Origin of the sequence: Polaribacter sargassicola (genome assembly GCF_021991835.1) — a bacterium.
GTDB classification, from domain to species: domain Bacteria; phylum Bacteroidota; class Bacteroidia; order Flavobacteriales; family Flavobacteriaceae; genus Polaribacter; species Polaribacter sargassicola.
This window is the reverse complement of record NZ_JAHDAU010000003.1, coordinates 21014-45949: the sequence shown is the minus strand read 5'-3', so window position 1 is coordinate 45949 and position 24936 is coordinate 21014. Positions and strand designations below refer to the sequence as shown.

Sequence of the window (24936 nt, the reverse complement as noted above, 5' to 3'; positions counted from 1 at the left end):
TAAAAAGTAACAATAGAAATAAATAATTTTATAATTTTTAATGCAAATATTTTAAAAATTACTAAAATAAAACTCTAATTTTAAGAAAATGAAATAATTAAGAAAAAGTAATTGCTTTTTAAATGGTAAATATTTTAAAGATTTTTTTTAAATAAAGAATATAACTTTTGTTTCTTTTAGGTTATAGTCCCTTTTTAAGGTTTTAGAAAAATAATTAAAATAAGGAAAAAGATAGTTAGAAAATAAGATTTTAACTGTATTTACTTGCTAATAGCAATCATCATATGAGGGCTAAAAGGCAATAAATATTCATCGTTTTGAGTTAGATTTTGCAATGCTTTTAATGTTTTAGATTTTTTTTTGTCTAACATGTTGGCAAAATATTCGTTGTCTAACCAAATCATTCCTTCAACAGCAAAAATGTTTATAAAGTTTAGTTTTTGCTCTAAAAATTCAGTTTTTAAATCTTGTGGTTTGTGATAAAAAGCATCAGCAAGTAAAAAAGGAAAATCTTTTGGAGCGTTGTGAATTCCGGTAGTTAATTCTTCTTTACACATTTCAAAAAAAGAATTTGCATGTATCATTCCGTTCATTAAACCAACAACGGTAGATGCTGTAGCATTTATTGCAAAACCTAAAATAATTCCCCCTTTTTTAAGCACTCTTTTAGCTTCTAAAATAGCAGAAACTCTATCTTCTTTTTTTTGTAAATGATACAACGGACCGTGTAAAATAACTAAATCTACAGAATTATCTTTATAAGGTAATTTTGAAGCTTCACCAATAGTAACCGAAAAAGGCTTTTTTAATTTTTTTGCCCTTTTTTCTGCTAATTTTATATGTTTTAAAACAGGTTCTATTAAGTGAACTGTATGATTTTTTTTAGCAAGCCACTCACTATATTTACCTGTTCCTCCACCTACATCAACAATGGTAATATTGGGTTTGTTAATATGTAAATCTATAAGTTGTTTTATACGTTCAAACTCAAAGATTCCCATTCCTTTTTCTAGTCTGGTCTCTTCAGAAGCTTTATTGTAAAAGTTTTCTAATTCTTTACTGATAAGAGGTTTCTTTTTCACTTTAAAAATTTAAACGATAAAAGTAAATAAATTAAAGTGAAAAAAATATCACCCTATCAAAGAAATGTCTAATTATCCTTTTAAATGTTTATTAAAAAATGCTATGGTTCTTTCCCAAGATAAATCCGCAGATTCTTCATCATATCTTGGTGTTGTATTGTTATGGAAACCATGGTTTACTTCTGGATAAAAATAAACTTCGTGTTCTATATTATTAGCTTTTAAAATGGTTTCAAAATCTGGCCAACCAGCATTTACTCTTTTATCTAAACCAGCGTATTGTAATAATAACGGAGCTTTAATTTTTGCAGCGTCTTCTTTTTTAGGTTGTCTTCCGTAGTAAGGTACTGCAGCAGCTAAATCGGGTATTTTTACAGCCATCATGTTAGAGATCCATCCGCCAAAGCAAAAACCAACAACAGCTACTTTACCATTACAATCTTTATGAGATTTTAAGTAATTATAACCAGCAATAAAATCTTCTAACATTTCTTTTTGATCTCTTTTTCTTTGCATTTCTCTACCTTTATCATCATTACCAGGGTAACCACCTAAAGGAGATAAAGCATCTGGAGCCAATGTTATAAAACCTTCTAGAGCTGTTCTTCTACCAACATCTTTAATGTAAGGGTTTAATCCTCTATTTTCATGAACAACAATAACACCAGGTAGCTTTTCTGTAGTATCTTTTAAGATAGAAAGTTGTCCTTTTATAATTTTTCCTCCTTTGGGAGAATCGTATGAAATTGTTTCGTTTTTAAGTTTTGGGTCATCAAGTTTTACAACAATAGCATCTTCATAATTAGGTAAAATAAAACTTAATAAAGCTGGTAAAGTAATTGCACCAACAGCATATAAAGATAACTTTTTTATAAATTCTTTTCTGTCAATTTTATTGTGTGCATAATCATCATATAAATCAAATACTTCTTGATTAATATCTTCTTTTTTAAGTTTTTGCATTTTATTTGAATTTATAGTTACTAGGTTATATTCGAAATTAAACAAAAAAAACGATGTATTATGTTAATAAATAAAGAATAAAGCATTAAAGCTTTACTTTTTAGGAAATAAATAATTACAAAGCCCTTTCTAAAGCCATAAAATGTGTTGTGTTTTTATAGGTTAAAGGGTAAAAGTTTATTTCGCATTTATATGGTGTTTTGTCTTTTTTGTAATTTAAAATGATTTCTTTAAAAGGCTTATTTGTATTTATTTTTTTTCTGATTAAAGTTTTTGTTTTTTCGCAAGTATTTTCACCTTGTAAAAAAGAAGGAGTTTTATTAATTGCATAATTTTTAGAGTAACCGGTCATCTTTTTAAAACCATCATTTACCCAAATAATTTCTTGCTTTTTATTTGTAAGTACAATAGCATCAAAAGTTTGATTCTTAAAAATTTCATTAAAATTATTTGTCCATTTAAATTTTGTGGCAAAATCTTTTACTGCATAAATATCTTTTTTTCTAGTCGCATTTTTTATTTCTTCAGTAAAAAAATCAATATAAAAATCGAAACTAATAATAGGTGTTGTTATAGATTTAGAAGGGGTTAGCAGTTCTTTTAATAAGGCGTAATCTTGTTTGTTTTTATTTGCTAGAAATAAATCTAAACAAATCATATTAGCTAAATTATTTTTCATGAAAAGAATTTTAATTTACGAAGTTAAGTTATAAAGGAATATTTTTTAAAAATTAAGAGCTACAAATTTTACAATCTCCTTTGTCTTTTATTTCTCCAACTAAATTTCCTTTTTTATTAATTACAAAGCCACAACAGTCTACAAAGCCTTTTGCTATTAATTTTCTTGCACGTTGAATTTGCGATTTTGTTGTAGGTAAGCTTTGGTGTAATTGATCTGCAACTTCTTGTTGTTTTAATCCTTTTATGTCTGATAAAAATAAAGGATCTCTGTATTTTTTAGGCAATTTTTTTATGATGCCTCTTAAACAATCTTTTTCTGTATGCTCATTATTTACAATTTCTGTATCAGTTTCTAGATTTGAAATTTCAAAAGTTTTATTTGTTGATTTCCAATAATCAAAAATTGAATTTCTAGCAATTGCAAAACACCAAGATTTTAGTTTTGTGTCATCTTTTACTGAGCTTAATTTTGTATGAATTTTAATAAAAGTGTCCTGTAAAATATCATCAGCAATAGTAATATCTTTTACTTTGCTGATGATAAAGTATTTTAAATCTTCAGAATATGTTGTCCAAACTTGGTTTGTAGTCATATATTTTGATGAATTTTAATTATCGCCAATATTTTTTTTAGCGATGCTTAAGTAAATAGTTAGATTAACAATTACAAGAAGTACAAGTACAATTTTCGCATGTACAGTTTTTGCAATTTCCGGCTTTACAACCATTACAGTTGCAAGTACAATTATTATTTTTCATGATATTTAATTTTTAAGTTCATATAATAGACTTAAGTTTTTTAAAAAAGATGCACAAAAGCAAAATTTATTTAAACTTTTAATCAATAAAACTTTTTATTATTACCATAAAGAGTACATTAAAAGTAATTAAAGTTTTTTAAAATATGATGATTTTAACCTTTTAAATTACTTTTAACACTCAATTTTTAAAACTTAGTAGTATTGTTTTTGATTGGCATAATTTTTGATTTGTCTTTTGTGAGTGTTTAACATTTAAAAATAAAAGATTTATAATTTTTACTTTATCTTAGTAAATGTTTCTCTGTATTATAAAATAACTTAAATCTAATAATTATGAAAAAAAGTATTCTGTTGTTATTTAGTGTTCTGCTGCTAGTTTCTTGTAACTCGATAAAAGTTGTTACAGATTACGATACAAAAGTAGATTTTAATAAATATAAAACTTTTGGTTTTTATAAGCCAGAAATAGATAAAGCAAAAATTTCTGATTTAGATAAAAAAAGAATTTTAAGGGCAGTAGAAGCAGAGTTAAAAGCTAAAGGATTAACACTTTCTAATAATCCGGATTTATTAGTTAGTATTTTTACAAGATCTAGAAACCAAGTAAATGTAAATCAGAATAACTTTGGCTACGGTTGGGGTTGGGGTTGGAGTCCTTATTGGAGAGGGATGAATAACAATGTAAATGTAACACAATATACAGAAGGTACTCTTTTTGTAGATTTTATTGATAAAGAAAAGAAAGAGTTGATATGGCAAGGAGTAGGTACAGGTGCACTTAGAAATGAAAGCATGGAAAAGAAAGAAGAAAGAATTAAGTTGTTTGTAAATGAAATTATTTCTAAGTTTCCTCCAAATTCAGAAAATAAATAAAAACTAAAAAGCGTTCTTAAGAACGCTTTTTTTATGGATTAAATTGATATTTTTGCCGCATGTTTAATCAAAGAATTCCTCTAGAAGAAGGAGATTACTATTTAAATGAACAAGGCTATAAGGTTTTTACAGAAAAGTTTCATTTAAAAAGAGGTTATTGTTGTAAAAGTGGCTGTAAACATTGTCCTTATGGTTATGATAAAAAAACAGATAGTTTTAAATAAAAAGTGACTTTTAAAGAGATAAAGGTTCATATAAAATAGGTAAATTATAAATAAAAATGATAAAAAGAATTTTAGTTTTAGTTGTTGCACTTCAGTTTGTAGGTTGTGCAGAATTGCAAAATGTGGTAAATCAAGTTTCTACTAGTGGTGTTTTAAGTGATGCACAAATAGGTAACGGTTTAAGAGAAGCCTTAGATCATGGTATTAAAAACCAAGTATCTAAATTAACAGCTACCGATGGGTTTTATAAAAATGATTTAGTAAAAATTGTATTACCAGAAGAGTTACAAGCTGTAGATAATGGTTTACGTAAATTAGGTTTAGGTAATTTAGCTGATGAAGGAATTAAGGCTTTAAACAGAGCGGCAGAAGATGCTGTAAAAACAGCAACACCAATTTTTGTTGATGCAGTAAAAGACATGACTTTTGCAGATGCTAAAAATATTTTATTAGGAGAGCAAAATGCAGCTACTTCATATTTACAAGTAAAAACTACAGAAAATTTAACGGCAAGTTTTAGTCCGGTAATTAAAAGTTCTTTTGATAAAGTAGGCGCAGATCAAATATGGACTAATTTAATTACTAAATATAATTCTATTCCTTTTGTAAAGAAAGTAAATCCAGATTTAACACAATATGTAACAGAACAAGCTTTAATAGGTGTTTTTACAATGATAGAAGTTGAAGAAAAAGGAATTAGAGAAAAAGTTGGTTTAAGAGATACAGCATTGTTAAAACAAGTTTTTGCATTGCAAGATAACTAGAAACTGATACAAATTATATTTTGTAAACCCTACATTAATTATTAATGTAGGGTTTGTTTTTTATTAAAAATGATGTTAAATTAAAAATATATTTTAATCATAATCGAGTATTTTTTTTGTTTATTTTTTTGTGTATTGTTCTTTGGTTTTATTTTTTTGTTAGTTATTTTTTATTTTTTTATGTTTTTTGTTGTTTTTTTTATTTGTTTTTATTGTTTTTTTTAATAAAACTTTAAAAATAATTATAAGTTAAAGAAGTGTTAAAGCGAGTGATAGGTTGCTTCTTGTTTTAACAAAACATTTAGTTTAGACTCTTAATTTAAATCCAAAACAAATATTTATGAAACAAATTCACAAAAAAATACTATTGTTATTTTTTCTCTTAGGAGCAATAACTCTAGTTAATGCTCAAAAAATTTCGGTATCAGGTTCTGTATCCGATAATGCAGGTCCGTTACCAGGGGTAAGTGTGTTAATTAAAGGTACAAATGTAGGTGTAGAAACTAATTTTGATGGTAATTATAATATCTCAGCAACTAAAGGAGATATTTTAGTATTTAGATACTTAGGTTATCAAATGGTTGAAAAAACTATAGGAAACTCTAATGTTATAAATGTAGTTTTATCTGAAGATAATAGTGTGTTAGATGAAGTTATTGTTGTAGCTTACGGTACAACAACAAAAGAAGCTTTTACAGGTGCAGCAAATGTTATAGGTCAAAAAGACTTAGATTTAAGAGCTGTAACATCACCTATTGCAGCTATTGAAGGTAAAGCAACAGGTGTGCAATTTTTAGCATCATCAGGTCAGCCAGGTTCTTCTCCAGGTATCGTAATTCGTGGTGTTGGTACTCTTAACGGAAGTACAACTCCATTGTATATTGTAGATGGTATTCAGTTTGATGGTTCTTTAAGTTCTATTAACCAAGATGATATTGCATCTATGACTGTTTTAAAAGATGCGGCTTCAACCTCATTATATGGTTCTAGAGCAGCAAATGGTGTAGTAATTATTACTACTAAAAAAGGTAAAAAGAATAAAACTACTGTAAGTGCATCAACACAATATAGTGTAATTACAAGAGCTATAGATAATTATGAAATGGTAGGCGCTGGTTCTTATTATGAATTAATGTGGGAAGCTTACAAAAACACTATTAGTGGAGCAGACGCAGCGGCAGAAGCTTCTGCAACAATTTTTAATCAGTTAGGTTACAACCCTTTTAATGTGCCAAATGATCAAATTGTTGGTACAGATGGTAAATTAAATCCAGATGCAGAACTTGTTTATCAATCTTTAAACTGGTTAGATTATTTAGAAAGAACTGGTAGTAGAGAAAGCCATTCTGTAAATGTTGCTTCTGGTGGAGAAAATCATTCTGTATTTTACTCAGCATCATATTTAAAAGAAGAAGGGTATGTTATTGAAAGTGATTATGAAAGAATTACAAATAGATTAAATGCAGATTTTACTCCAATAAAAAACCTTACTATTGGTGGTAGTGTTTATATAACAACTACAAAATCTCATGGGCCAACAAGTGGTGGTAGTAGTTCTACAGGAAATCCTTTTAGTTGGGCAAATAATTTAGGGCCAATTTACCCTGTTTATCAAGTAGATATTAATGGTAATATTATTAATGACGCATCAGGTAATCCATTATATGATTTAGGGGAAGGTTATCCAGATAGTAATATTCAAACAAGGCCATATAACCCAGGTAGACATGGTATTGCTGAGTTAATTTTAAATGAAGATGAGAATAAACAAAACCTATATGGTTTTAAAAACTATGTAGAGGTAGGTATTATAGAAGGTTTAAAAGCTAAAATAACTTACGGTACAGATATTCAAGATGGTATTATTAAAGGTTATGAAAATGAAACAGTTGGAGATGGTGCTCCATCAGGTAGATATAGTGAGGATAGATATAGAAGAGTTATCCAAAACTTTAATCAAATCTTAACTTATAATAATTCAATTAAAGATGTTCATAATTTTGACGTTACCTTAGGTCACGAAAGTTTTGATAGAAATTATTCTATATTGGGTGGTATTGCAAATACTCAAACAGTAACAGGTATTTATGAGTTTGATAATTTTGCATCAGGAGATAACGTAAATGGTAATAGTACAGATCATAGAATTGAAGGTTATTTTGCAAGATTAAACTATAATTTTGATAGTAAATATTATTTAAGTGCCTCTGTAAGAAGAGATGGTACTTCTAGGTTTTCTAAAGATGCACGTTGGGGTACATTCTATTCTTTAGGTGGGTCTTGGAGATTAGATCAAGAAGAGTTTATTAAAAATATTTCTTTCATAGATAGGTTAAAGTTAAGAGCTTCTTACGGAGAAATTGGTAATGAAAGAATAGGTTCTTATTACGCTTCTCAAGCATTATATGAAATTATTCCAAATGCAGGAACACCAGGTATTATTTGGAGTAGTACAGGAAATACCGAGTTAGAATGGGAAAACCAAATTAGTTGGGATGTTGCTTTAGAATTTGGTTTATTTAATAATGTAATAGAAGGTTCTTTAGAGTATTATAGAAAAACTTCTCAAGATTTATTATACAATTTACCAATTCCAATCTCAGAAGGTTTAAACGAAGCTCCAACAAATTTAGGAGATATTTATAATGAAGGTGTAGAGTTAGGTTTAACAGGTCATTTAATAAATACTAAAGACTTTAATTGGGATATAACTTTACAGGCATCAACGCTTAAGAACGAAATCACAAAAATTGATAGTCCTGCTGATAATGGGACAAAACGTTGGCAAGTTGGTAGATCTAGATATGATTTTTATATTTATCATTATGCAGGTGTAGATGTAAATAATGGAGATGCTTTATATTACATGTTCGAAGATACAGATGATGGTGGTAGAGTTGCTGTTTTAAATGATGATGGAACACAAGCTACAACTAATGACTATCAAGAAGCAGGAGAAGCTTATACAGGAGATAGTAGTATTCCAGATTTAATAGGATCTATTTCTAATACTTTTAGGTATAAGCAGTTTTCTTTAGATTTATTATTTACTTACGGTATTGGTGGTAAAATATTAGATGGAGGTTACTCTAGCTTAATGCACCCAGGAACTTTTGGTAGATCTATACATGTAGATGCAGAAAAAGCATGGAGAGCTCCAGGAGATATTACAGATGTACCACGTTTAGAAAATGAAGATCCAAACCAAACAGTAGCAAGTTCTACTCGTTTCTTAACAGATGCTTCTTATATTGCTCTAAGAAATGTAAACTTAGGTTATAATTTTGATAAAAATATATCAGAAAAATTAGGGGTAAGTAATTTACGCCTTTTCCTTACTGGTGAAAATATGTTTATTAAAGCAGCTAGAAAAGGAATCAATCCTCAATATAATTTAGCAGGTACACAAGGAGGAAATGATTATAATCCTTCTAGAGTAGTTACTTTAGGGTTAAACTTATCATTCTAAAAATTATTAAAATTTAAAAATATTATATTATGTTACGAAAAATTAACCTATTAATTATAGGATTACTAGTAGTACTTGTTTCTAGTTGTTCAGAAGATTTCTTAGAAACAACACCTACAGATGCTATTGCAGAAGCAGATGCTTTTGCAAGTGTAAACAATATGTTTTTGGTATTAAATGGATTGCATAGAGTTATGTATGCTCAAAACCCATTGCCAGGAGGTACTTCTGCTAGAAGTGGACAAAGTTTTTACATACCAGCTTTAGATGCAATGGCAGGAACTAATATTCATTCATCACCAGGAAATGGTTGGATGACAAGTGAGTTAAGATGGTTAACACATACAAATGCAAATTTTACAACAGTAAACAACTTTTGGTACATGCGTTACCATATTATAGCTACATCTAATAATTTAATTAATTTAGTAGAAGTTAATGGTTATGCAACTGCAGATGCGGATGTAAGAAATATATTAGGACAAGCATATGCGTATAGAGCTTGGGCATATCATCAATTAGTATCAACTTTTGCTAAAGGGTATTTAATTGGAAATCCATCTTCAGATGCTGGTGTACCATTATTATTAGAAGCTGGAGCTCCTTATACGAGTGAGCCTAGATCTACAGTACAAGTAATTTACGACCAAATTAATGCAGATATAGAAAACTCTATCAGCTTTTTTGATGGTGCTTCTAGTCCAGATAATAAATCTCATTTATCTATAAATGCAGCTTATGGTTTAAAAGCGAGAATAGATTTAACTCAAGGTAAATGGCAAGATGCTGCTGACGCTGCTGTATTAGCTCGTTCAGGTTTTCCTTTATTAGATGAGTCTGATTGGTTATCTGGTTTTAATACAGTAGAGCTATCTGAGGTTATTTGGGGAGGAACTGTAATTGATGCAGAAACTAATTATTACCAATCTTACTTTTACTTTATTAGTCCTACGTTTAATGGTAGTCAAAACAGAACAAATCCAAAATTAATAGATAAAGAAGTGTACGATGCTATTCCGTCTACAGATTTTAGAATTAATATGGCTTTACCTTTGGCACCAAACACAAACTCGTCTGCTTCTAACGGACAAGGTGGTAGTTATACTACAGATCCTAATTATGATAATTCAGATGATTTTTGGAATGCATGGGAAGCTATTATTACTAAATACGGAATGACAACAGGGCACAACACACACCCATATATGGCTGTTAAGTTTTTACAAAAGAATCCAGGTTCTATTGATCCAGATGATGTTATTTATATGAGAGCATCAGAAATGTATTTAATTGAAGCAGAAGCTAAAGCGATGTTGTCTGATATTACAGGAGCACAAGCGGTTCTTCAAGAATTTGGAAGTGCAAGAGATACAGATTATGATGCATCTGTATATGCTTCTCAAGATGCATTAATGGATCATATTAAATGGCAAAGAGCTGTTGAGTTATATGGAGAAGGATTTAGTTTCCATGATTACATTCGTTGGGACCAAGGAATTGATTTAACAAACTCTGGAGCTGATGATAATTTATACAGAGATGGATTTATCCAAGAAAAACCATCTTTGAATAATGATTGGATTTGGAAAATTCCACAAGCAGAGATTGATGCAAATCCAAATTTAACGGAAGCAGATCAGAATTAGAAGCATATAGTCTTATATAATTAGAAAACCACCTCATTCGAGGTGGTTTTTTTATGTTAGAAAAAGAAATTTGTTTAATCTTTTTTAAAAATTAGCATCTAAAATATCTGCCATTTGGCTTTGTAGTTCTTCTGCTTTTTTAGCGGCTGATTCTGTAAAATCATTATTATTAGAAGCGTAAATAATTCCTCTAGAAGAATTAATTAATAAGCCAATATTTTCAGATAGTCCGTATTTGCAAACATCCTGTAAATTACCACCTTGTGCACCAACACCCGGTACTAATAAAAAAGAAGTAGGAACAATTTTTCTAATTTCTTTAAAATATTCTGCCTTTGTAGCTCCAACAACATACATTAAGTTTTCTGAGTTTTTCCAGTTTTTAGAAGTTTCTAAAACTTGTTTGTATAATTCTTTTCCGTCTACTTCTTTTGTTTGAAAATCAAAAGCACCTTGGTTAGATGTTAAAGCCAACATAATAGTATGTTTATCTTTAAACGCTAAAAAAGGTTCTACAGAGTCTTTACCCATATATGGTGCAACGGTAACAGAATCAAATGCTAAATCTTCTAAAAATGCTTTTGCATACATTGTAGATGTATTACCAATATCTCCACGTTTAGCGTCTGCAATAGTATAAATTTCTGGGTAACTAGTATTAAGGTAGTTAATCGTTTTTTCTAAAGATTGCCAACCTTTCAAACCGTAAGCTTCATAAAATGCTGTATTAGGTTTATAAGCTACACATAAATGATGAGTTGCATCAATAATTGCTTTGTTAAATTCAAAAATAGGGTCTTCTTCGTCTAAAAGATGAGGTGGAATTTTATTTAAATCTACATCTAATCCAATACATAAAAAAGATTTTTTCTTTTTTATCTGAGCAATAAGTTCTTGTGTTGTCATTTGTTTTCTAATAGTTACGCAAAAGTAGGTATTTTTGTTTTTATTACCATCTGTAGTTGTAAGTATTCAAATATTTATAAGACTCAAATTAAAAATAAATTATGTTCAAAAAAATAACAATTTTAGCTGTTTTACTACTTTTTGTAAGTTGTAATTTAGAAAAACCAACAGAATTTACAGAAAAAGCACTCAATGAAAAAGTGTATAATTTAAACGGAGTTTCATCTAGCTTTAAAGATGTTTTAAAAGAGCATAAAGGAAAAAAGATTTTAATTGATATTTGGGCAGGTTGGTGCAGAGATTGCTTAAAAGGAATGCCAAGAATAAAAGATCTGCAAAGAACATACCCAGATGTTGTTTTTTTATTTTTATCTGTTGATGAAAGAAAAAGTTATTGGAAAAAAGCAATAGAGCATTACAATATTAAAGGAGTACATTATAATTTACCTAAAGGGATGAAGGAAGGAGATTTGGTAGATTTTTTAGATGTTAGCTGGATTCCTAGATATTTGGTTGTTGATGAAAACGGAAAAATCATCCTTTTTAATGTAACAAAAGCATATGATAAAAGAATTAAAGATGCTTTAGATTAAAAAAATATAACGATTTAGTAACTATTTGATTTTCTCAACCATATTTGATTTTCCATTTCTTAAATTTACGACATAATTAAAGTAAGATAACATCAAATATTTTAGAAAATAAAAAATAGAATTATGAGAACAAAAATTGTAGCAGGTAACTGGAAGATGAATAATGATAAGAAACAAAGTAAAAAGCTTATCAAAGATTTAAAAAAAGCAATTAAGAAAGAAGAATTAAATAATACTCGTGTAATTGTTGCTCCTACATTTGTAAATCTTTCTGCTTCTATAACAGCTGCAGATGATTCTAAAATAGAAGTTGTTGCACAAAACATGCACCAAGCTAAAAGTGGTGCATATACAGGTGAGATTTCTGCAGATATGTTAAAAGCAATCGGAATTAAAACGGTTATTTTAGGACATTCTGAAAGAAGAACTTACTTTAATGAAACAGATGAGACTTTAGCAGCAAAAGTAGATGCTATTTTAGAAAATGAATTAGAAACTATCTTTTGTTTTGGAGAATTATTAGAAGATAGAAAAACAGAAAACCATTTTGCAGTTGTAGAAAGTCAACTTACAAATGCATTATTTCACTTAGATGCTAGTGCTTGGAAAAGTATCATTTTAGCTTATGAACCAGTTTGGGCAATTGGTACAGGAGAAACAGCAACAGCAGAGCAAGCACAAGAAATGCATGCATTTATTAGAAGTATTATAGAAAAAAAATATAATAAAGAAGTAGCAGAAGAAGTTTCTATTTTATACGGAGGAAGTGTAAAACCAACCAATGCAGAAGAAATTTTTTCTAAACCAGATGTAGATGGTGGTTTAATTGGTGGCGCAGCTTTAAAAGTTGATGACTTTACAGGGATTATTAAAGCTATATAAATTATAGTATTTAAAGATATTTACAATAAATTTGCATCGAGATTTAAAATCTTGATGCATTTTTTATACGCAATTTATTTATGGATAATATTTATATAGAATACAATTTTACAGTAACACCAAAAGAGCCTGCTACCGAAATTTTAATTGCAGAACTAGGTAATGTTGGGTTTGAGAGTTTTGTAGAAAATGAAAGCGGAGTAACAGCTTACATTCAAAAAGGAGAATGGAATGAAGATGTTTTAAAAGATATTTTTGTTTTAAATTCTAATGAGTTTTCTATAGAATATAATAAAAAGGAAGTTGAGCAAACTAACTGGAACCAAGAATGGGAAAAGAATTTTACACCTATTCAGGTTGATAATCTAGTGAGTATTCGTGCTCCTTTTCATGAAAATCCTAATTTAAAATACGATATAGTTATAGAGCCAAAAATGAGTTTTGGTACAGGTCATCATGAAACTACACACATGATGGTACAGCATTTAATCAATTTAGATTTAGCAAATAAAAAAACCTTAGATATGGGATGCGGAACAGGAATTTTAGCAATTTTTGCTGAAATGAAAGGAGCAAATCCTATTGATGCAATTGATATTGATAATTGGTGTTATGAAAACTCTTTAGAAAATGTAGCTCGTAATAATTGTAAAAATATATCAGTTTACGAAGGAGATTCATCACTTTTAAACAATAAAAAATACGATGTTATTATTGCCAATATCAACAGAAATATTTTGTTAATGGATATGGAAGTTTATACAAATTGTTTAAATAAAAATGGGATTCTATTGCTAAGTGGTTTCTACAAAGAAGATATTTCTATTATAGATGAAGAAGTTTCTAAATATAATTTAAAATTAGAAACCTTTATAGAAAGAAACAATTGGGTTGCCGTAAAATACAGTAAAAAATAAAAAATATTTTATACCTTTATGATTATGAGTACAAAAGAAAAAAATCAAGAAGAAGTAGATGTTTTAGAACAAGAAGTATTTCAGCATGAAATTATCTTACATAATGATGATGTAAATACATTTGATCATGTAATAGAATCTTTAATAGACGTATGTGATCATACTTTAGTACAAGCAGAGCAATGTGCAACTTTAGTACATTATAAAGGAAAATGTACAGTTAAATCTGGAGAATATAAAGATTTAGAACCAAGATGTTCTAAATTATTGCAATTAGGTTTATCTGCAGAACTAGTTTAATTATGGAAAACGTTTTTAAGTATTATGAGTTTTCTAATTTTTTTGTAGATAAATCTGATGCTTTTTCTGGAAACGAGATTAGTTTTACAGAATTAAATGAAACTCATTTTTTAATATTCGAAAAATTTGAGATTAACTCTTACAATCTATATGTTTCTAGATACAAGAATAAAAAAGATATTGGAGTTAATCCTCCAGAAATTTTAGAATTATTGGTAGAAAACTACGATAAGAGTATCCCAGAACATCGTATTATGATAAAACAGTATTTAAGTTAATGTATTAGTAAAGAAAAAAACACAATGGATAGAAATGAAATCTAGAAATATTTCTCTTGATTTATTTAAAATTATTTTGGCAGTTTTTGTCGTTTTAATTCATTGTTTTTTTTTAAAAGATATTAGCTTAGATGTTTACTATTTAACAACAAACGGATTATTTAGAACAGCTGTTCCTGTGTTCTTTATAATTAATGGTTATTTTTTTACGCAAGTAATAGAGAAAAAAACGATTGTAAAATGGATGAAAAGGGTGTTTATTTTATATTTTGTTTGGATGTTAATTTATGCGCCTTTATGGTTTCATTTAGATGTTAAATCTATTCTAATTAATTTTTTTGTTGGTTTTCATCACCTTTGGTACATAAAAGCTCTTTTGTTATGTGGTATGCTTTTATATGTGATGAAAAAAATGAAAATAAAATTTCTTTTTTTAATTTCATTTATCCTGTTCTTTTTAGGAAGTCTTATTCAGTTTTTAAAAAATATTCACATTTTATATTTTGATGTTTATTCTCATAGAAACTTTCTGTTTTTAGGTTTGCCTTTTTTTATTTTAGGTTATTTAATTCGTAAAACATCTTGGCAAACAAAAATAAGTGGCAAACACAATATCCTATTTATTTTAATTTTTACAGTTACTTTATTAATTGAAAGTTATTTACACTATCATTTTAAATTTGATAGAAATGATAATTTATTTTCACTGATTTTACTTTGTCCTTTAATTTTTATTTATGTAATAAATTATCAATGTTACATAAAATTTAATTCAAAAAGTATTTCATTAATTTCTACATCTATTTATTTACTTCACCCTTGGGTGATGCATTTTTTAAATATGAATTATAAAATTAACAGTGTTTTTCTAGCTATTATAACAATTTCAATTTCTTTTGCTTTGTCTTTTGTTTTGATAAAAATAAATGAGAGGATAAAATATTTACTGTAATTTTTGTCTTTAAGACAATCAATACTGGTATTATTATCTCCAAAGTTTTTTAAATAAAGTTTTTTACTCTTTAATTTTTATTATTTAATTTCGTTTCGAAGCATATGATTATATTTGGCTCTAAAATTGATTAAGTAAAAATTGCAAAAAAAGAAATGGGATTATTAAGATTATTATTGGCATTATGTGTATTAGTGGCGCATTCTGGTGCTATATTTGGTTTTGGACTTGTAACAGGTAAAACAGCACTTCATTCATTTTTCGTAATATCAGGCTTTTATATGGCTTTAATATTAAATGAAAAATATATAGGTCAAAACAATTCGTATAAGTTGTTTATTACAAATAGATTATTAAGATTGTACCCTATATATTGGGTTGTTGCTTTGTGTACTATTTTATTTTCTGTAATAATGTATTTTATTACAGGTAACAGTTTTGGTCCGTTACAACCTTATGTAGATTATTATGATTCTATGAATTTTGGTACTTTACTTTTCTTAATACTAACAAACATCATTATATTTTTTCAAGACATTGTAATGTTTCTTGGTTTAGATACTGTAACTGGTAGTCTGTTCTTTACAAAAGATTTTAGGCAAACAGAACCAGCATTATATAATTTTTTATTAGCACCACAAGCTTGGACAGTTGGCTTAGAGTTGATTTTTTATTTAATGGCTCCTTTTATTGTTAGAAGAAAAGTAAAATTTATAGCGGTTTTATTATTTATCAGTTTGGCAATTAGAGTTGTTTTATACTTAAATGGTTATCAAAAAGATCCTTGGGCATTTAGATTTTTTCCATCAGAAATTTTCTTCTTTCTATTAGGTACACTTTCATACAATATTTACAAAAAAGTAAAGACTATGGATATAAAAACATCAACATTAAAAATTATTTATGGTTTTATACTTGTGTTTTCATTGTTCTATTCTTTTATACCTTATATAGGTAGTTTTCCAACATATCCTCATTTTCCATTAAAATCAATGTTTTATATATTTTGTATATTCTTAAGTATTCCGTTTATATTTATCTTATCAAAAAGATGGAAAAGAGATAGATATATTGGGGAATTATCTTATCCTGTTTATTTGTCTCATATACTCGTTTTAAATTTTATAAGATGGATAGATGTTCCGTTATTTAACACTTATACAAGTGTATTTCTATCAATTTTTTCAATAATTTTTTCAATATTTTTAACTGAATTAGTTACAAATAAGCTTGAAGATTATAGACAACGTAGAGTAAAAGTGAAAAAGAGTATTTAAATCTGATGATTAATTATAAAAATAATTAAAAGAGTAACTAGAAAAAGGTTACTCTTTTTTTATGAAGAAGAATTATTGATGAAATAAAAAAACCAGTAATTTCCAAAATTGATGGAAAGTACTGGTTTTAGTAGTGACCATGCTAGGATTCAAACCTAGAACCTCTTGAGCCGTAATCAAGTGCGCTATTCAGTTGCGCCACATGGCCTTTAAGCGGGTGCAAATATAACGTAATTTTTTAAAAACAGAAATTCTATATTACTTTTTTTAAGAATTTATTTCTTTTTTATAACTTTCTGTTAAATCTACAGCTTTTTCTAAATCTAAATTTAATACATAGAGCTCTACAGTACTTGTGCTTTCAGCAAAACCAGCAAGCCTTGCAGACTCAAATCTATCTTTAATTATAGATGATATTTTGTTGTCTTCTAAGATATTTTGTAATCCTTTTACAATTATAAAAGTGTTAGAAAATATTTTAACGTGTTCTTTTTTCATGTTTTTAAGATTAATTTAATCAAGTGAGTTTAAAGTTACAAAAGCTCTCCAACCAATAATTGCTAGTTGTATTTTTGAGGCTTTAGAAATATCTAATCCTTTTTTTGTAAAGGAAGGTAAAACCAGTTTGTTAATTTTAGCAAGAATTTTAAAAACCTGTTTTTTCATAGATTTTTGTGTTTATCATCAATTTTACTAATATAAACAATTCTATACTTAAAATATTGAGTTGTGTGGCGTATAATTTTTAAAACAAAATTTGAAATATAATTTCTGTGATAGAAAAGATAATTTTAAATAAAATGATAATCATAATTATAGTTTTTTGGTTAGAAATATTAGTCAATTTCGAAATTGTTTTTTCAATATATAATGTTTCTAATACTCGCCGATAATACTTAATAACTTATTAATCAAAATGATTTTCAATTTACTATATAAAAAATGTTTTTAGTTTTAATATGTAAGCTATTTTACTATATTTAAGTTTATTTTTATAATTTAAATACTTGTTTTTTATTTAAAAATGTAAGGATGTTAAGACTAGTTTTTGTTTAGTTTTCTTAACTAAAGGAATTTCTGTTACTTTTAAGCATATTTAAAGCCTTTTTATTTTTATTTTTTTCTTAGTGTGATAAAAATGTATCTTCGTCAAAAAATAAAATACATGAGTTTTTTTTACGTTATTATTGGTTTAACACTGCTTGTTGTTGGTGGAGAGTTTTTAGTTAGATCTTCTATAGGACTGTCTTTTAAATTTAACATATCAAAAATGGTTATTGGTATGACAGTTGTATCTTTTGCTACTTCTGCACCAGAATTGTTAGTTAGTTTACAAGCAGCAATAGATGGTTCGCCGGCAATAGCAATAAATAATGTTATAGGTTCTAATATAGCTAATATAGGTTTAGTTTTAGGAGTTACTGCAATAATTGGTCCCATAGCTGTAAGTAAAGATTTTTATAAGCTAAATTGGCCTGTAATGATGCTTTTTTCTGTAGTATTATATTATTTTTTAAAAAACGATAACTTATTAACGCAATTAGAAGGAATAATACTTTTTATTGGTTTAATTGTTTTTTTATTGGTATTGATAAAAAGCGCAAAAAAAGAAGAAGTTAATGTAGAAGAGTTAGATGATGCTCTTGCTGAAGTTGGTTATGCAAAAATATTTTTTTGGTTAATAATTGGGGGTGTTGCTCTTTATTTTGGTTCAGAGTTTTTGGTTAATGGAGCAAAAGATATTGCCCAAAACATGGGGGTTAGTGAAGGTGTAATATCTATTACTATGATTGCAATCGGTACAAGTGTACCAGAACTTGCAGCCTCTGTAATTGCAGCAATAAAGGGAGAAAAAGCTATTTCTTTGGGTAATTTAATAGGTTCTAATGTTTTTAATATTGCTTCAGTTTTAGGTGTTACGGCTATAATTAAAGAAATACCTGTAACAGAACCTCAAATATTATCAAGAGATATTTTTTGGATGCTTGGTTTTGCGGCAATTTTAATACCGTTAGTTTTCATCCCTAAAAAATATGAGTTAAATAGATTAAAAGGTTTGTTTCTATTTTTAGCTTATGGTGCTTTTATTTATTTAGTTTTTAAAACAACCATTTAACAAATTGACTTCACTGAATGTATTTCTTTAAAAGTTTACTTCCTTTTTCTGTAAAGTATTATTTTTAATTAAAATTTAGTTAGAATTTTATTAAAATGCTTATTGTTGAAATATTATAGGATAATAAGAATGTTGTGTTCTGTAATTTCTATTCTGATAAGACTAATCCGAAAATAATAATTCACAAAAAAAACACTTACAATAATGTAAGTGTTTTTTAATTTTATTAATAATTGTGTAAAATTATATGTTTGCTGATTTAACAGTTTTAATAATTCTACCAGCAATTTTATAAGGATCTCCGTTAGAAGCTGGTCTTCTATCTTCTAACCAACCTTTCCAACCTTTTTCTACTGCAATAATAGGAATACGGATAGATGCACCTCTATCAGAAACTCCCCAAGAGAAATCAGTAATAGCAGCAGTTTCATGTAAACCAGTTAAACGTTGGTCGTTAAACTCACCATAAACAGCAATGTGCTCATCTACTACAGGTCTAAAAGCTTCACAAATTTTTCCATAAGTCTCTTCAGAACCACAAGTTCTTAAAACAGAGTTAGAGAAGTTTGCATGCATACCAGAACCATTCCAGTCCATATCTTTACCTAATGGTTTTGGGTGATAATCAATGTAGTAACCATATTTTTCAGTTAATCTGTCTAATAAGTAACGAGCAACCCAAATTTCATCTCCGGCTTTTTTAGCTCCTTTTGCAAATAATTGAAATTCCCATTGTCCAGAAGCAACCTCTTGGTTAATACCTTCAAAGTTTAAACCAGCATCAATACATAAGTCAGCATGCTCTTCAACTAAAGCTCTACCATGAGTATTTTTACCACCTACAGAACAGTAGTACATACCTTGTGGAGCAGGATAACCACCAACAGGGAAACCTAAAGGTAACTGAGTAGTTTTGTCCATAATAAAGTATTCTTGTTCAAAACCAAACCAGAAATCATTATCATCATCATCAATAGTAGCTCTACCATTAGAAACGTGAGGAGTACCATCTGCGTTTAAAACTTCTGTCATTACTAAGTAACCATTAATTCTTGCAGGGTCTGGGTAGATTGCAACAGGTTTTAATAAACAGTCAGAAGAACCTCCTGATGCTTGTTTAGTAGATGAACCATCAAAAGACCACATTCCTAATTCTTCAATAGTCCCTTTAAAGTCTTCATGCTCTTCTACTTTGGTTTTACTTCTCAAGTTTTGAGTAGGATAATATCCATCTAACCAAATGTATTCTAATTTAATTTTTGCCATAATATTATTGTTTATGTGATGTTTCTTTTACAAAAATGGATTTTTTTATGAAGATATCAAAAAATTGAGGGGTTAAATGTTTAAAAATCTTAAAAAATAATTTTATCCCTAATTTTGAAAGGGTATATTTGTTTAAAATTAAAAAAAAAAAGAAAATATTACTAATATGTCAAGGATTAGATTTAGTTTACTACAAGAAACACTTAATAGAAAACCAATAAAAGTGATTCAAAAGGATAAAAGATCCACTCTTTTCGGACAGAATGTATTTAATAAACATGCTATGCAACAGTACCTTACACGTTCTGCTTATGAAAGTGTAATGAATGCCATAGATTTAGGTACTAAAATAGATAGAAAAATTGCAGACCAAGTTGCTGTAAGTATGAAAGATTGGGCTATTTCTAAAGGAGCCACACATTACACACATTGGTTTCAACCTTTAACAGGTGCAACGGCAGAAAAACATGATGCTTTCTTTGAGTCTATAAATGGTAGTTTGGCAATGGAAAAGTTTGATGGAGAACAATTGGTACAACAAGAACCAGATGCATCTAGTTTTCCTAATGGTGGAATAAGGAATACTTTTGAAGCAAGAGGTTATACTGCTTGGGATCCAACTTCACCAGCTTTTATTTACGAAACAACACTTTGTATTCCAACAATTTTTGTTGCTTATACAGGTGAAGCTTTAGATAATAAAACTCCTTTGTTAAGAGCTTTGCAAGCAATAGATACATATGCAACGGCTGTTTGTAAATATTTTGATAAAAATGCCAATAAAGTAATAGCAACGCTTGGTTGGGAGCAAGAATTTTTTTTAATTGATGATGCTTTAATTTTAGCAAGACCAGATTTACAACTAACAGGAAGAACTTTGTTAGGAAGTTTGCCTGCAAAGGGGCAACAATTAGATGATCATTATTTTGGAACAATCCCTGCAAGGGCAATGAGTTTTATGCAAGATTTAGAGCAAGAATGTATGTTGTTAGGGATTCCTGTAAAAACAAGGCATAATGAGGTAGCTCCAAATCAATTTGAAGTAGCTCCAATTTTTGAAGAAGCAAATTTAGCAGTAGATCATAATTCTTTATTAATGGATGTAATGCAAAAAGTGTCTAGAAGACATAAGTTTAAAGTATTACTTCATGAAAAACCATTTTCTGGTATTAATGGATCTGGTAAGCACAATAACTGGTCTTTATCTACAAGTAAAGGTGTTAACTTATTGAGTCCTGGTAAAACACCAATGAAAAACTTGCAGTTTCTTACTTTTTTTATAAATACCATTAAAGCAGTATGCGATTACGAAGAAATTTTAAGTGCTTCTATTGCAACAGCAAGTAATGAGTATAGGTTAGGAGCAAATGAAGCTCCATCAACAATTATGTCTGTATTTGTAGGAAATCAATTATCTGCAGTTTTAGATGAGTTAGAAAATGTAACAAAAGGTAAATTATCACCTCAAGAAAAAACAGATTTAAAATTGAATATTATTGGTAAAATTCCAGAAATTTTACTAGATAATACAGATAGAAATAGAACATCACCTTTTGCCTTTACGGGAAATAAATTTGAATTTAGAGCTGTAGGTTCTTTAACAAATTGTGCAATACCAATGACAGTTTTAAACACCATTGTGGCAAAACAATTAAAAGAGTTTAAAATTGAAGTTGATGAGTTAATAGATAAAAAGGGCCTAAAAAAAGACGAAGCTATTTTTAATATTCTTAGAGAATATATAAAAGACTCTAAAACTATTCGTTTTGAAGGTGATAGTTATTGCGATTCTTGGCAAAAAGAAGCAGTAAAAAGAGGGTTAAGTAACTTTAAAACAACACCAGAAGCTTTAAAAGAAAAAATTTCAAATAAGGCAATTTCTTTGTTTGAGAAAATGGACGTAATGAGTAAAGTAGAATTAGAAGCTCGTTATGAAATTGATTTAGAATCTTATGCAAAAAAGGTATTAATAGAAGCAGGTGTTTTGGTAGATATTGCAAGAAATCAAGTTGTACCAACGGCTATTATTTATCAAAATACATTATTAGAAAACACTAAAAATTTAAAAGAAATTTTTAGTGATGAATATAAAAATATAGCTAAAGAACAATTAGAATTGATAATGATTATTTCTAATCATATTACACAAATTAATGCTCTAGTTGTTAAGATGGAAACAGAAAAAATAAAATCAGAAAAATATTCTGGTTTAAAACTAGCAGAACACTGTAGTAATAAAGTAAAACCATTTTTAATTAAAATAAGGCATCACTGCGATCAATTAGAAGCATTGGTAGATGATAATTTATGGCCACTAACTAAATACAGAGAATTGTTTTTTACAAAATAGAAATAAAAATTTTATTGCATTTTTTTAAACTAAATTCATTTTGTTTTTGAATGGTTTTTTTAATCAAAAGGTTAAATTTGCAACACACAACATAATAAGAATATGAGTCAAGAAGTTTCTAAAAGATACGCGCAAAGAGGTGTTTCTGCATCAAAAGAAGATGTACACAATGCAATAAAAAATATAGACAAAGGTTTGTTTCCAAAAGCATTTTGTAAAATTGTTCCAGATTATTTAACCAATGATGATGATTATTGCCTAATAATGCATGCAGACGGAGCGGGAACAAAATCTTCTTTAGCATATATGTATTGGAAAGAGACAGGAGATATTTCTGTATGGAAAGGTATTGCACAAGACGCATTAATTATGAATATTGATGATTTATTGTGTGTTGGTGCAACAGATAATATTATGTTATCCTCTACAATCGGTCGTAATAAAAGTAAAATTCCAGGAGAAGTTTTATCAGCAATTATTAACGGAACAGAAGAATTAATTGAAGATTTAAAAGGTTTTGGTGTTACGATTCATTCAACAGGAGGAGAAACAGCAGACGTTGGAGATTTAGTGCGTACAATTATTGTAGATTCTACAGTAACAGCAAGAATGAAAAGAAGCGATGTTATTGATAATGCAAACATAAAAGCCGGTGATGTAATTGTTGGTTTAGAATCTTTTGGGCAAGCAACTTATGAAACAGAGTACAATGGAGGAATGGGATCTAACGGATTAACTTCTGCAAGACATGATGTTTTTCATAAATATTTAGCAGACAAATATCCAGAAAGTTTTGATGATGCTGTACCAAGTGATTTAGTATATTCTGGAAATACAAAATTAACCGATGAGGTAGAAAATTCACCAATTGATGCTGGAAAATTAGTTTTATCGCCAACAAGAACTTATGCACCAATTATAAAAGAAATCTTGTCTAAATTTTCTTCAGATAAAGTACATGGAATGATTCATTGTTCTGGTGGAGCACAAACAAAAATTTTACATTTTATAGATAATTTACATATTGTAAAAGACAATATGTTTCCAATTCCACCATTATTTAAATTAATACAAGAGCAATCTAAAACAGATTGGAAAGAAATGTATCAAGTATTTAATTGTGGTCATAGAATGGAAATGTATGTTTCTTCTGATATTGCAGAAGATATTATTAAAATTTCTAAATCATTTAATGTAAATGCCAAAATTATAGGTAGAGTAGATGTATCAGAAAAAAAGAAGTTAACTATTAAAAGTGAATTTGGTATATTTGAGTATTAACTAAAAAAAATAATAAATGGCAAAGAAAGTATTTGTTTCGGGATGTTTTGATATGTTACATAGTGGTCATGTTGCTTTTTTTAAGCAAGCAGCTTCTTATGGAGACTTATATGTAGGTATTGGTTCTGATGCAACAGTAGATGATTTAAAAGGGAGAAAAACTATAAATTCTGAAAGAGAAAGAATTTATATGATTAATGCCATAAAGTATGTCAAAAAATCTTTTGTAAACTCAGGTTCTGGAATTTTAGATTTTAAAGAAGATCTAATAAAGTTAAAACCAGATTATTTTATTGTAAATGAAGACGGTTACACATCAGAAAAAGAAACTTTATGTAAAGAATTAGGTATAGAATTACATGTTTTAAACAGAATACCAGATGCAGATTTACCAGAAAGATCTACAACAGCAATTCGTTCTGGAGACAATTGTTCTTTACCTTATAGAATAGACTTGGCAGGTACTTGGATAGATCAACCGTATGTTTCCAAATTTAATCCAGGTTGGGCAATTACATTATCTTTAGAACCAATTTTTGAGTATAATGAAAGATGTGGTATGTCTACATCTACAAGAAATGCCGCAAAGAAAATTTGGCCATATTATTTACCAATAGACAAGCCAGAAAAATTAGCCGAAATTTTATTTAAGTTTGAAAATACACCTGGTTCCGAAATAATTTCAGGAGCACAAGATGCAATAGGTATTTGTATGCCAGGTTTGGTTAGACATTATTATAATAATGCTTATTGGCCAGAAAAATTTGAATCTGTACACGATGAAGATACACTTAATTGGTTAGAAAAGCATATAAGTATGGTTACTTTATGGCCAAGAGAAAAAGGTTTAGATTTATTAACTGAAACTTATATTAATACAGAAAATGTTAAAGAATTAACTACAGCTGCAGAAGAAGTTTGGGATGCCATTAAAGAGAAAGATTTTGATAGCTTTTCTAAAGGATTTTTAAAATCTTTTAAAGCTCAAATTAAGATGTTTCCTAAAATGGTAAATGAAAAAATTGAAAAGGAAATCTTAAAATATAGTAATAAAGCATCTGCATGGAAATTAGCAGGAGCAGGTGGTGCAGGTTATTTAATACTTGTTTCAGAAGAGCCAATTGAAGGTACAATGAAAATTAGAATTAGAAGAAAAGAAGCTCAGTTGTAATTCAATTTTTTAAAAAATATTAAGAGACTAGTGTTGTAAATACTAGTCTCTTTTTTTGTTTTATAATCTTATTATTTGTTAACTTTTTTTTGTTGATAAAATTATAATTAATTGTTTTTTAGTGTTTTAGTTTTGGTTTGTGAAATTTTAATGACATTTATCATCTTTTAAACTTCTATTTTTA

General features: G+C 28.2%; 24 protein-coding genes and 1 tRNA gene. 16 read left to right on the top strand and 9 right to left on the bottom strand.

The features are described 5' to 3' along the window. Positions 1–260 precede the first annotated feature (260 nt). The 4 genes from KI686_RS06025 to KI686_RS06010 all read right to left on the bottom strand — a co-directional run bounded on the left by KI686_RS06025 (position 261) and on the right by KI686_RS06010 (position 3319). Positions 261–1082: a class I SAM-dependent methyltransferase gene (locus KI686_RS06025; RefSeq protein WP_237588371.1), complete on the bottom strand. Its 822-nt coding sequence runs from the start codon at positions 1080–1082 to the stop codon at positions 261–263. Positions 1083–1154: 72 nt separating this feature from the next. Then, positions 1155–2045, bottom strand: a complete 891-nt coding sequence (locus tag KI686_RS06020; protein ID WP_237588370.1) for a dienelactone hydrolase family protein — start codon at positions 2043–2045, stop codon at positions 1155–1157. 115 nt (positions 2046–2160) lie between these two features. Further along, entirely contained in the window at positions 2161–2724 is a 564-nt protein-coding gene (locus KI686_RS06015; RefSeq protein WP_237588369.1) for a PAS domain-containing protein, read from the bottom strand. 52 nt (positions 2725–2776) lie between these two features. Further along, the gene (locus KI686_RS06010) at positions 2777–3319 is read right to left on the bottom strand and encodes a sigma-70 family RNA polymerase sigma factor (RefSeq protein ID WP_237588368.1); all 543 of its coding nucleotides are present in this window, start codon (positions 3317–3319) and stop codon (positions 2777–2779) included. 501 nt (positions 3320–3820) lie between these two features. On the opposite strand from KI686_RS06010, the gene KI686_RS06005 reads away from it, so the two are divergent. The 5 genes from KI686_RS06005 to KI686_RS05985 all read left to right on the top strand — a co-directional run bounded on the left by KI686_RS06005 (position 3821) and on the right by KI686_RS05985 (position 10463). Beyond that, positions 3821–4360: a DUF4136 domain-containing protein gene (locus KI686_RS06005; protein ID WP_237588367.1), complete on the top strand. Its 540-nt coding sequence runs from the start codon at positions 3821–3823 to the stop codon at positions 4358–4360. A 59-nt stretch (positions 4361–4419) separates the two neighbouring features. Further along, positions 4420–4584 (top strand): C1orf53 family protein, encoded by a 165-nt coding sequence (locus KI686_RS06000; protein ID WP_237588366.1) that lies wholly within the window; start codon positions 4420–4422, stop codon positions 4582–4584. Positions 4585–4640: 56 nt separating this feature from the next. Further along, positions 4641–5348, top strand: coding sequence for a DUF4197 domain-containing protein (locus KI686_RS05995; protein WP_237588365.1), 708 nt, complete (start codon positions 4641–4643; stop codon positions 5346–5348). A gap of 340 nt (positions 5349–5688) precedes the next feature. Continuing rightward, positions 5689–8817, top strand: a complete 3129-nt coding sequence (locus KI686_RS05990) for a SusC/RagA family TonB-linked outer membrane protein (RefSeq protein ID WP_237588364.1) — start codon at positions 5689–5691, stop codon at positions 8815–8817. 29 nt (positions 8818–8846) lie between these two features. Continuing rightward, a complete protein-coding gene (locus KI686_RS05985; RefSeq protein WP_237588363.1) occupies positions 8847–10463 on the top strand; it encodes a RagB/SusD family nutrient uptake outer membrane protein in 1617 nt (538 codons plus the stop codon). 84 nt (positions 10464–10547) lie between these two features. Here the strand turns inward: KI686_RS05985 and pyrF are convergent, their stop codons facing one another. Continuing rightward, positions 10548–11369 carry an orotidine-5'-phosphate decarboxylase gene (gene pyrF, locus KI686_RS05980; RefSeq protein WP_237588362.1) on the bottom strand — a complete coding sequence of 274 codons (822 nt, stop codon included), beginning with the start codon at positions 11367–11369 and terminating at the stop codon, positions 10548–10550. A 101-nt stretch (positions 11370–11470) separates the two neighbouring features. On the opposite strand from pyrF, the gene KI686_RS05975 reads away from it, so the two are divergent. The 7 genes from KI686_RS05975 to KI686_RS05945 all read left to right on the top strand — a co-directional run bounded on the left by KI686_RS05975 (position 11471) and on the right by KI686_RS05945 (position 16568). After that, positions 11471–11962 (top strand): TlpA family protein disulfide reductase, encoded by a 492-nt coding sequence (locus KI686_RS05975; protein WP_237588361.1) that lies wholly within the window; start codon positions 11471–11473, stop codon positions 11960–11962. A 123-nt stretch (positions 11963–12085) separates the two neighbouring features. Beyond that, positions 12086–12844, top strand: coding sequence for a triose-phosphate isomerase (gene tpiA, locus KI686_RS05970; RefSeq protein ID WP_237588360.1), 759 nt, complete (start codon positions 12086–12088; stop codon positions 12842–12844). Between the two features lie 80 nt (positions 12845–12924). Beyond that, positions 12925–13761 carry a 50S ribosomal protein L11 methyltransferase gene (prmA, locus tag KI686_RS05965; protein WP_237588359.1) on the top strand — a complete coding sequence of 279 codons (837 nt, stop codon included), beginning with the start codon at positions 12925–12927 and terminating at the stop codon, positions 13759–13761. Positions 13762–13785: 24 nt separating this feature from the next. Then, positions 13786–14061 (top strand): ATP-dependent Clp protease adaptor ClpS, encoded by a 276-nt coding sequence (locus KI686_RS05960; protein ID WP_237588358.1) that lies wholly within the window; start codon positions 13786–13788, stop codon positions 14059–14061. 2 nt (positions 14062–14063) lie between these two features. Then, complete coding sequence (locus tag KI686_RS05955; RefSeq protein ID WP_237588357.1) at positions 14064–14339, top strand: hypothetical protein; 276 nt, start codon at positions 14064–14066, stop codon at positions 14337–14339. Positions 14340–14373: 34 nt separating this feature from the next. After that, a complete protein-coding gene (locus KI686_RS05950; protein WP_237588356.1) occupies positions 14374–15291 on the top strand; it encodes an acyltransferase family protein in 918 nt (305 codons plus the stop codon). 155 nt (positions 15292–15446) lie between these two features. Continuing rightward, positions 15447–16568 carry an acyltransferase family protein gene (locus KI686_RS05945; RefSeq protein WP_237588355.1) on the top strand — a complete coding sequence of 374 codons (1122 nt, stop codon included), beginning with the start codon at positions 15447–15449 and terminating at the stop codon, positions 16566–16568. 134 nt (positions 16569–16702) lie between these two features. On the opposite strand, the gene KI686_RS05940 is transcribed toward KI686_RS05945, so the two are convergent. The 3 genes from KI686_RS05940 to KI686_RS05930 form a co-directional block, all read right to left on the bottom strand. Beyond that, a tRNA-Arg gene (locus tag KI686_RS05940) sits at positions 16703–16776 on the bottom strand. A gap of 59 nt (positions 16777–16835) precedes the next feature. Beyond that, positions 16836–17066, bottom strand: a complete 231-nt coding sequence (locus KI686_RS05935) for a putative signal transducing protein (RefSeq protein ID WP_237588354.1) — start codon at positions 17064–17066, stop codon at positions 16836–16838. Positions 17067–17081: 15 nt separating this feature from the next. Further along, a complete protein-coding gene (locus KI686_RS05930; protein ID WP_237588353.1) occupies positions 17082–17234 on the bottom strand; it encodes an SsrA-binding protein in 153 nt (50 codons plus the stop codon). A 499-nt stretch (positions 17235–17733) separates the two neighbouring features. Here KI686_RS05930 and KI686_RS05925 point away from each other — a divergent pair, with 499 nt between their 5' ends. Further along, positions 17734–18684 (top strand): calcium/sodium antiporter, encoded by a 951-nt coding sequence (locus KI686_RS05925; protein ID WP_237588352.1) that lies wholly within the window; start codon positions 17734–17736, stop codon positions 18682–18684. 243 nt (positions 18685–18927) lie between these two features. Here the strand turns inward: KI686_RS05925 and KI686_RS05920 are convergent, their stop codons facing one another. Next, positions 18928–19950, bottom strand: coding sequence for a glutamine synthetase beta-grasp domain-containing protein (locus KI686_RS05920; protein ID WP_237588351.1), 1023 nt, complete (start codon positions 19948–19950; stop codon positions 18928–18930). Between the two features lie 166 nt (positions 19951–20116). Between KI686_RS05920 and KI686_RS05915 the strand changes: the two genes are divergently transcribed. The 3 genes from KI686_RS05915 (at position 20117) to KI686_RS05905 (ending at position 24752) form a co-directional block, all read left to right on the top strand. Beyond that, positions 20117–22300, top strand: a complete 2184-nt coding sequence (locus KI686_RS05915; protein WP_237588350.1) for a glutamine synthetase III family protein — start codon at positions 20117–20119, stop codon at positions 22298–22300. A 102-nt stretch (positions 22301–22402) separates the two neighbouring features. Then, the gene (locus tag KI686_RS05910) at positions 22403–23581 is read left to right on the top strand and encodes an AIR synthase related protein (RefSeq protein WP_237588349.1); all 1179 of its coding nucleotides are present in this window, start codon (positions 22403–22405) and stop codon (positions 23579–23581) included. 16 nt (positions 23582–23597) lie between these two features. Further along, a complete protein-coding gene (locus KI686_RS05905; protein ID WP_237588348.1) occupies positions 23598–24752 on the top strand; it encodes an FAD synthase family protein in 1155 nt (384 codons plus the stop codon). Positions 24753–24936: the final 184 nt, after the last annotated feature.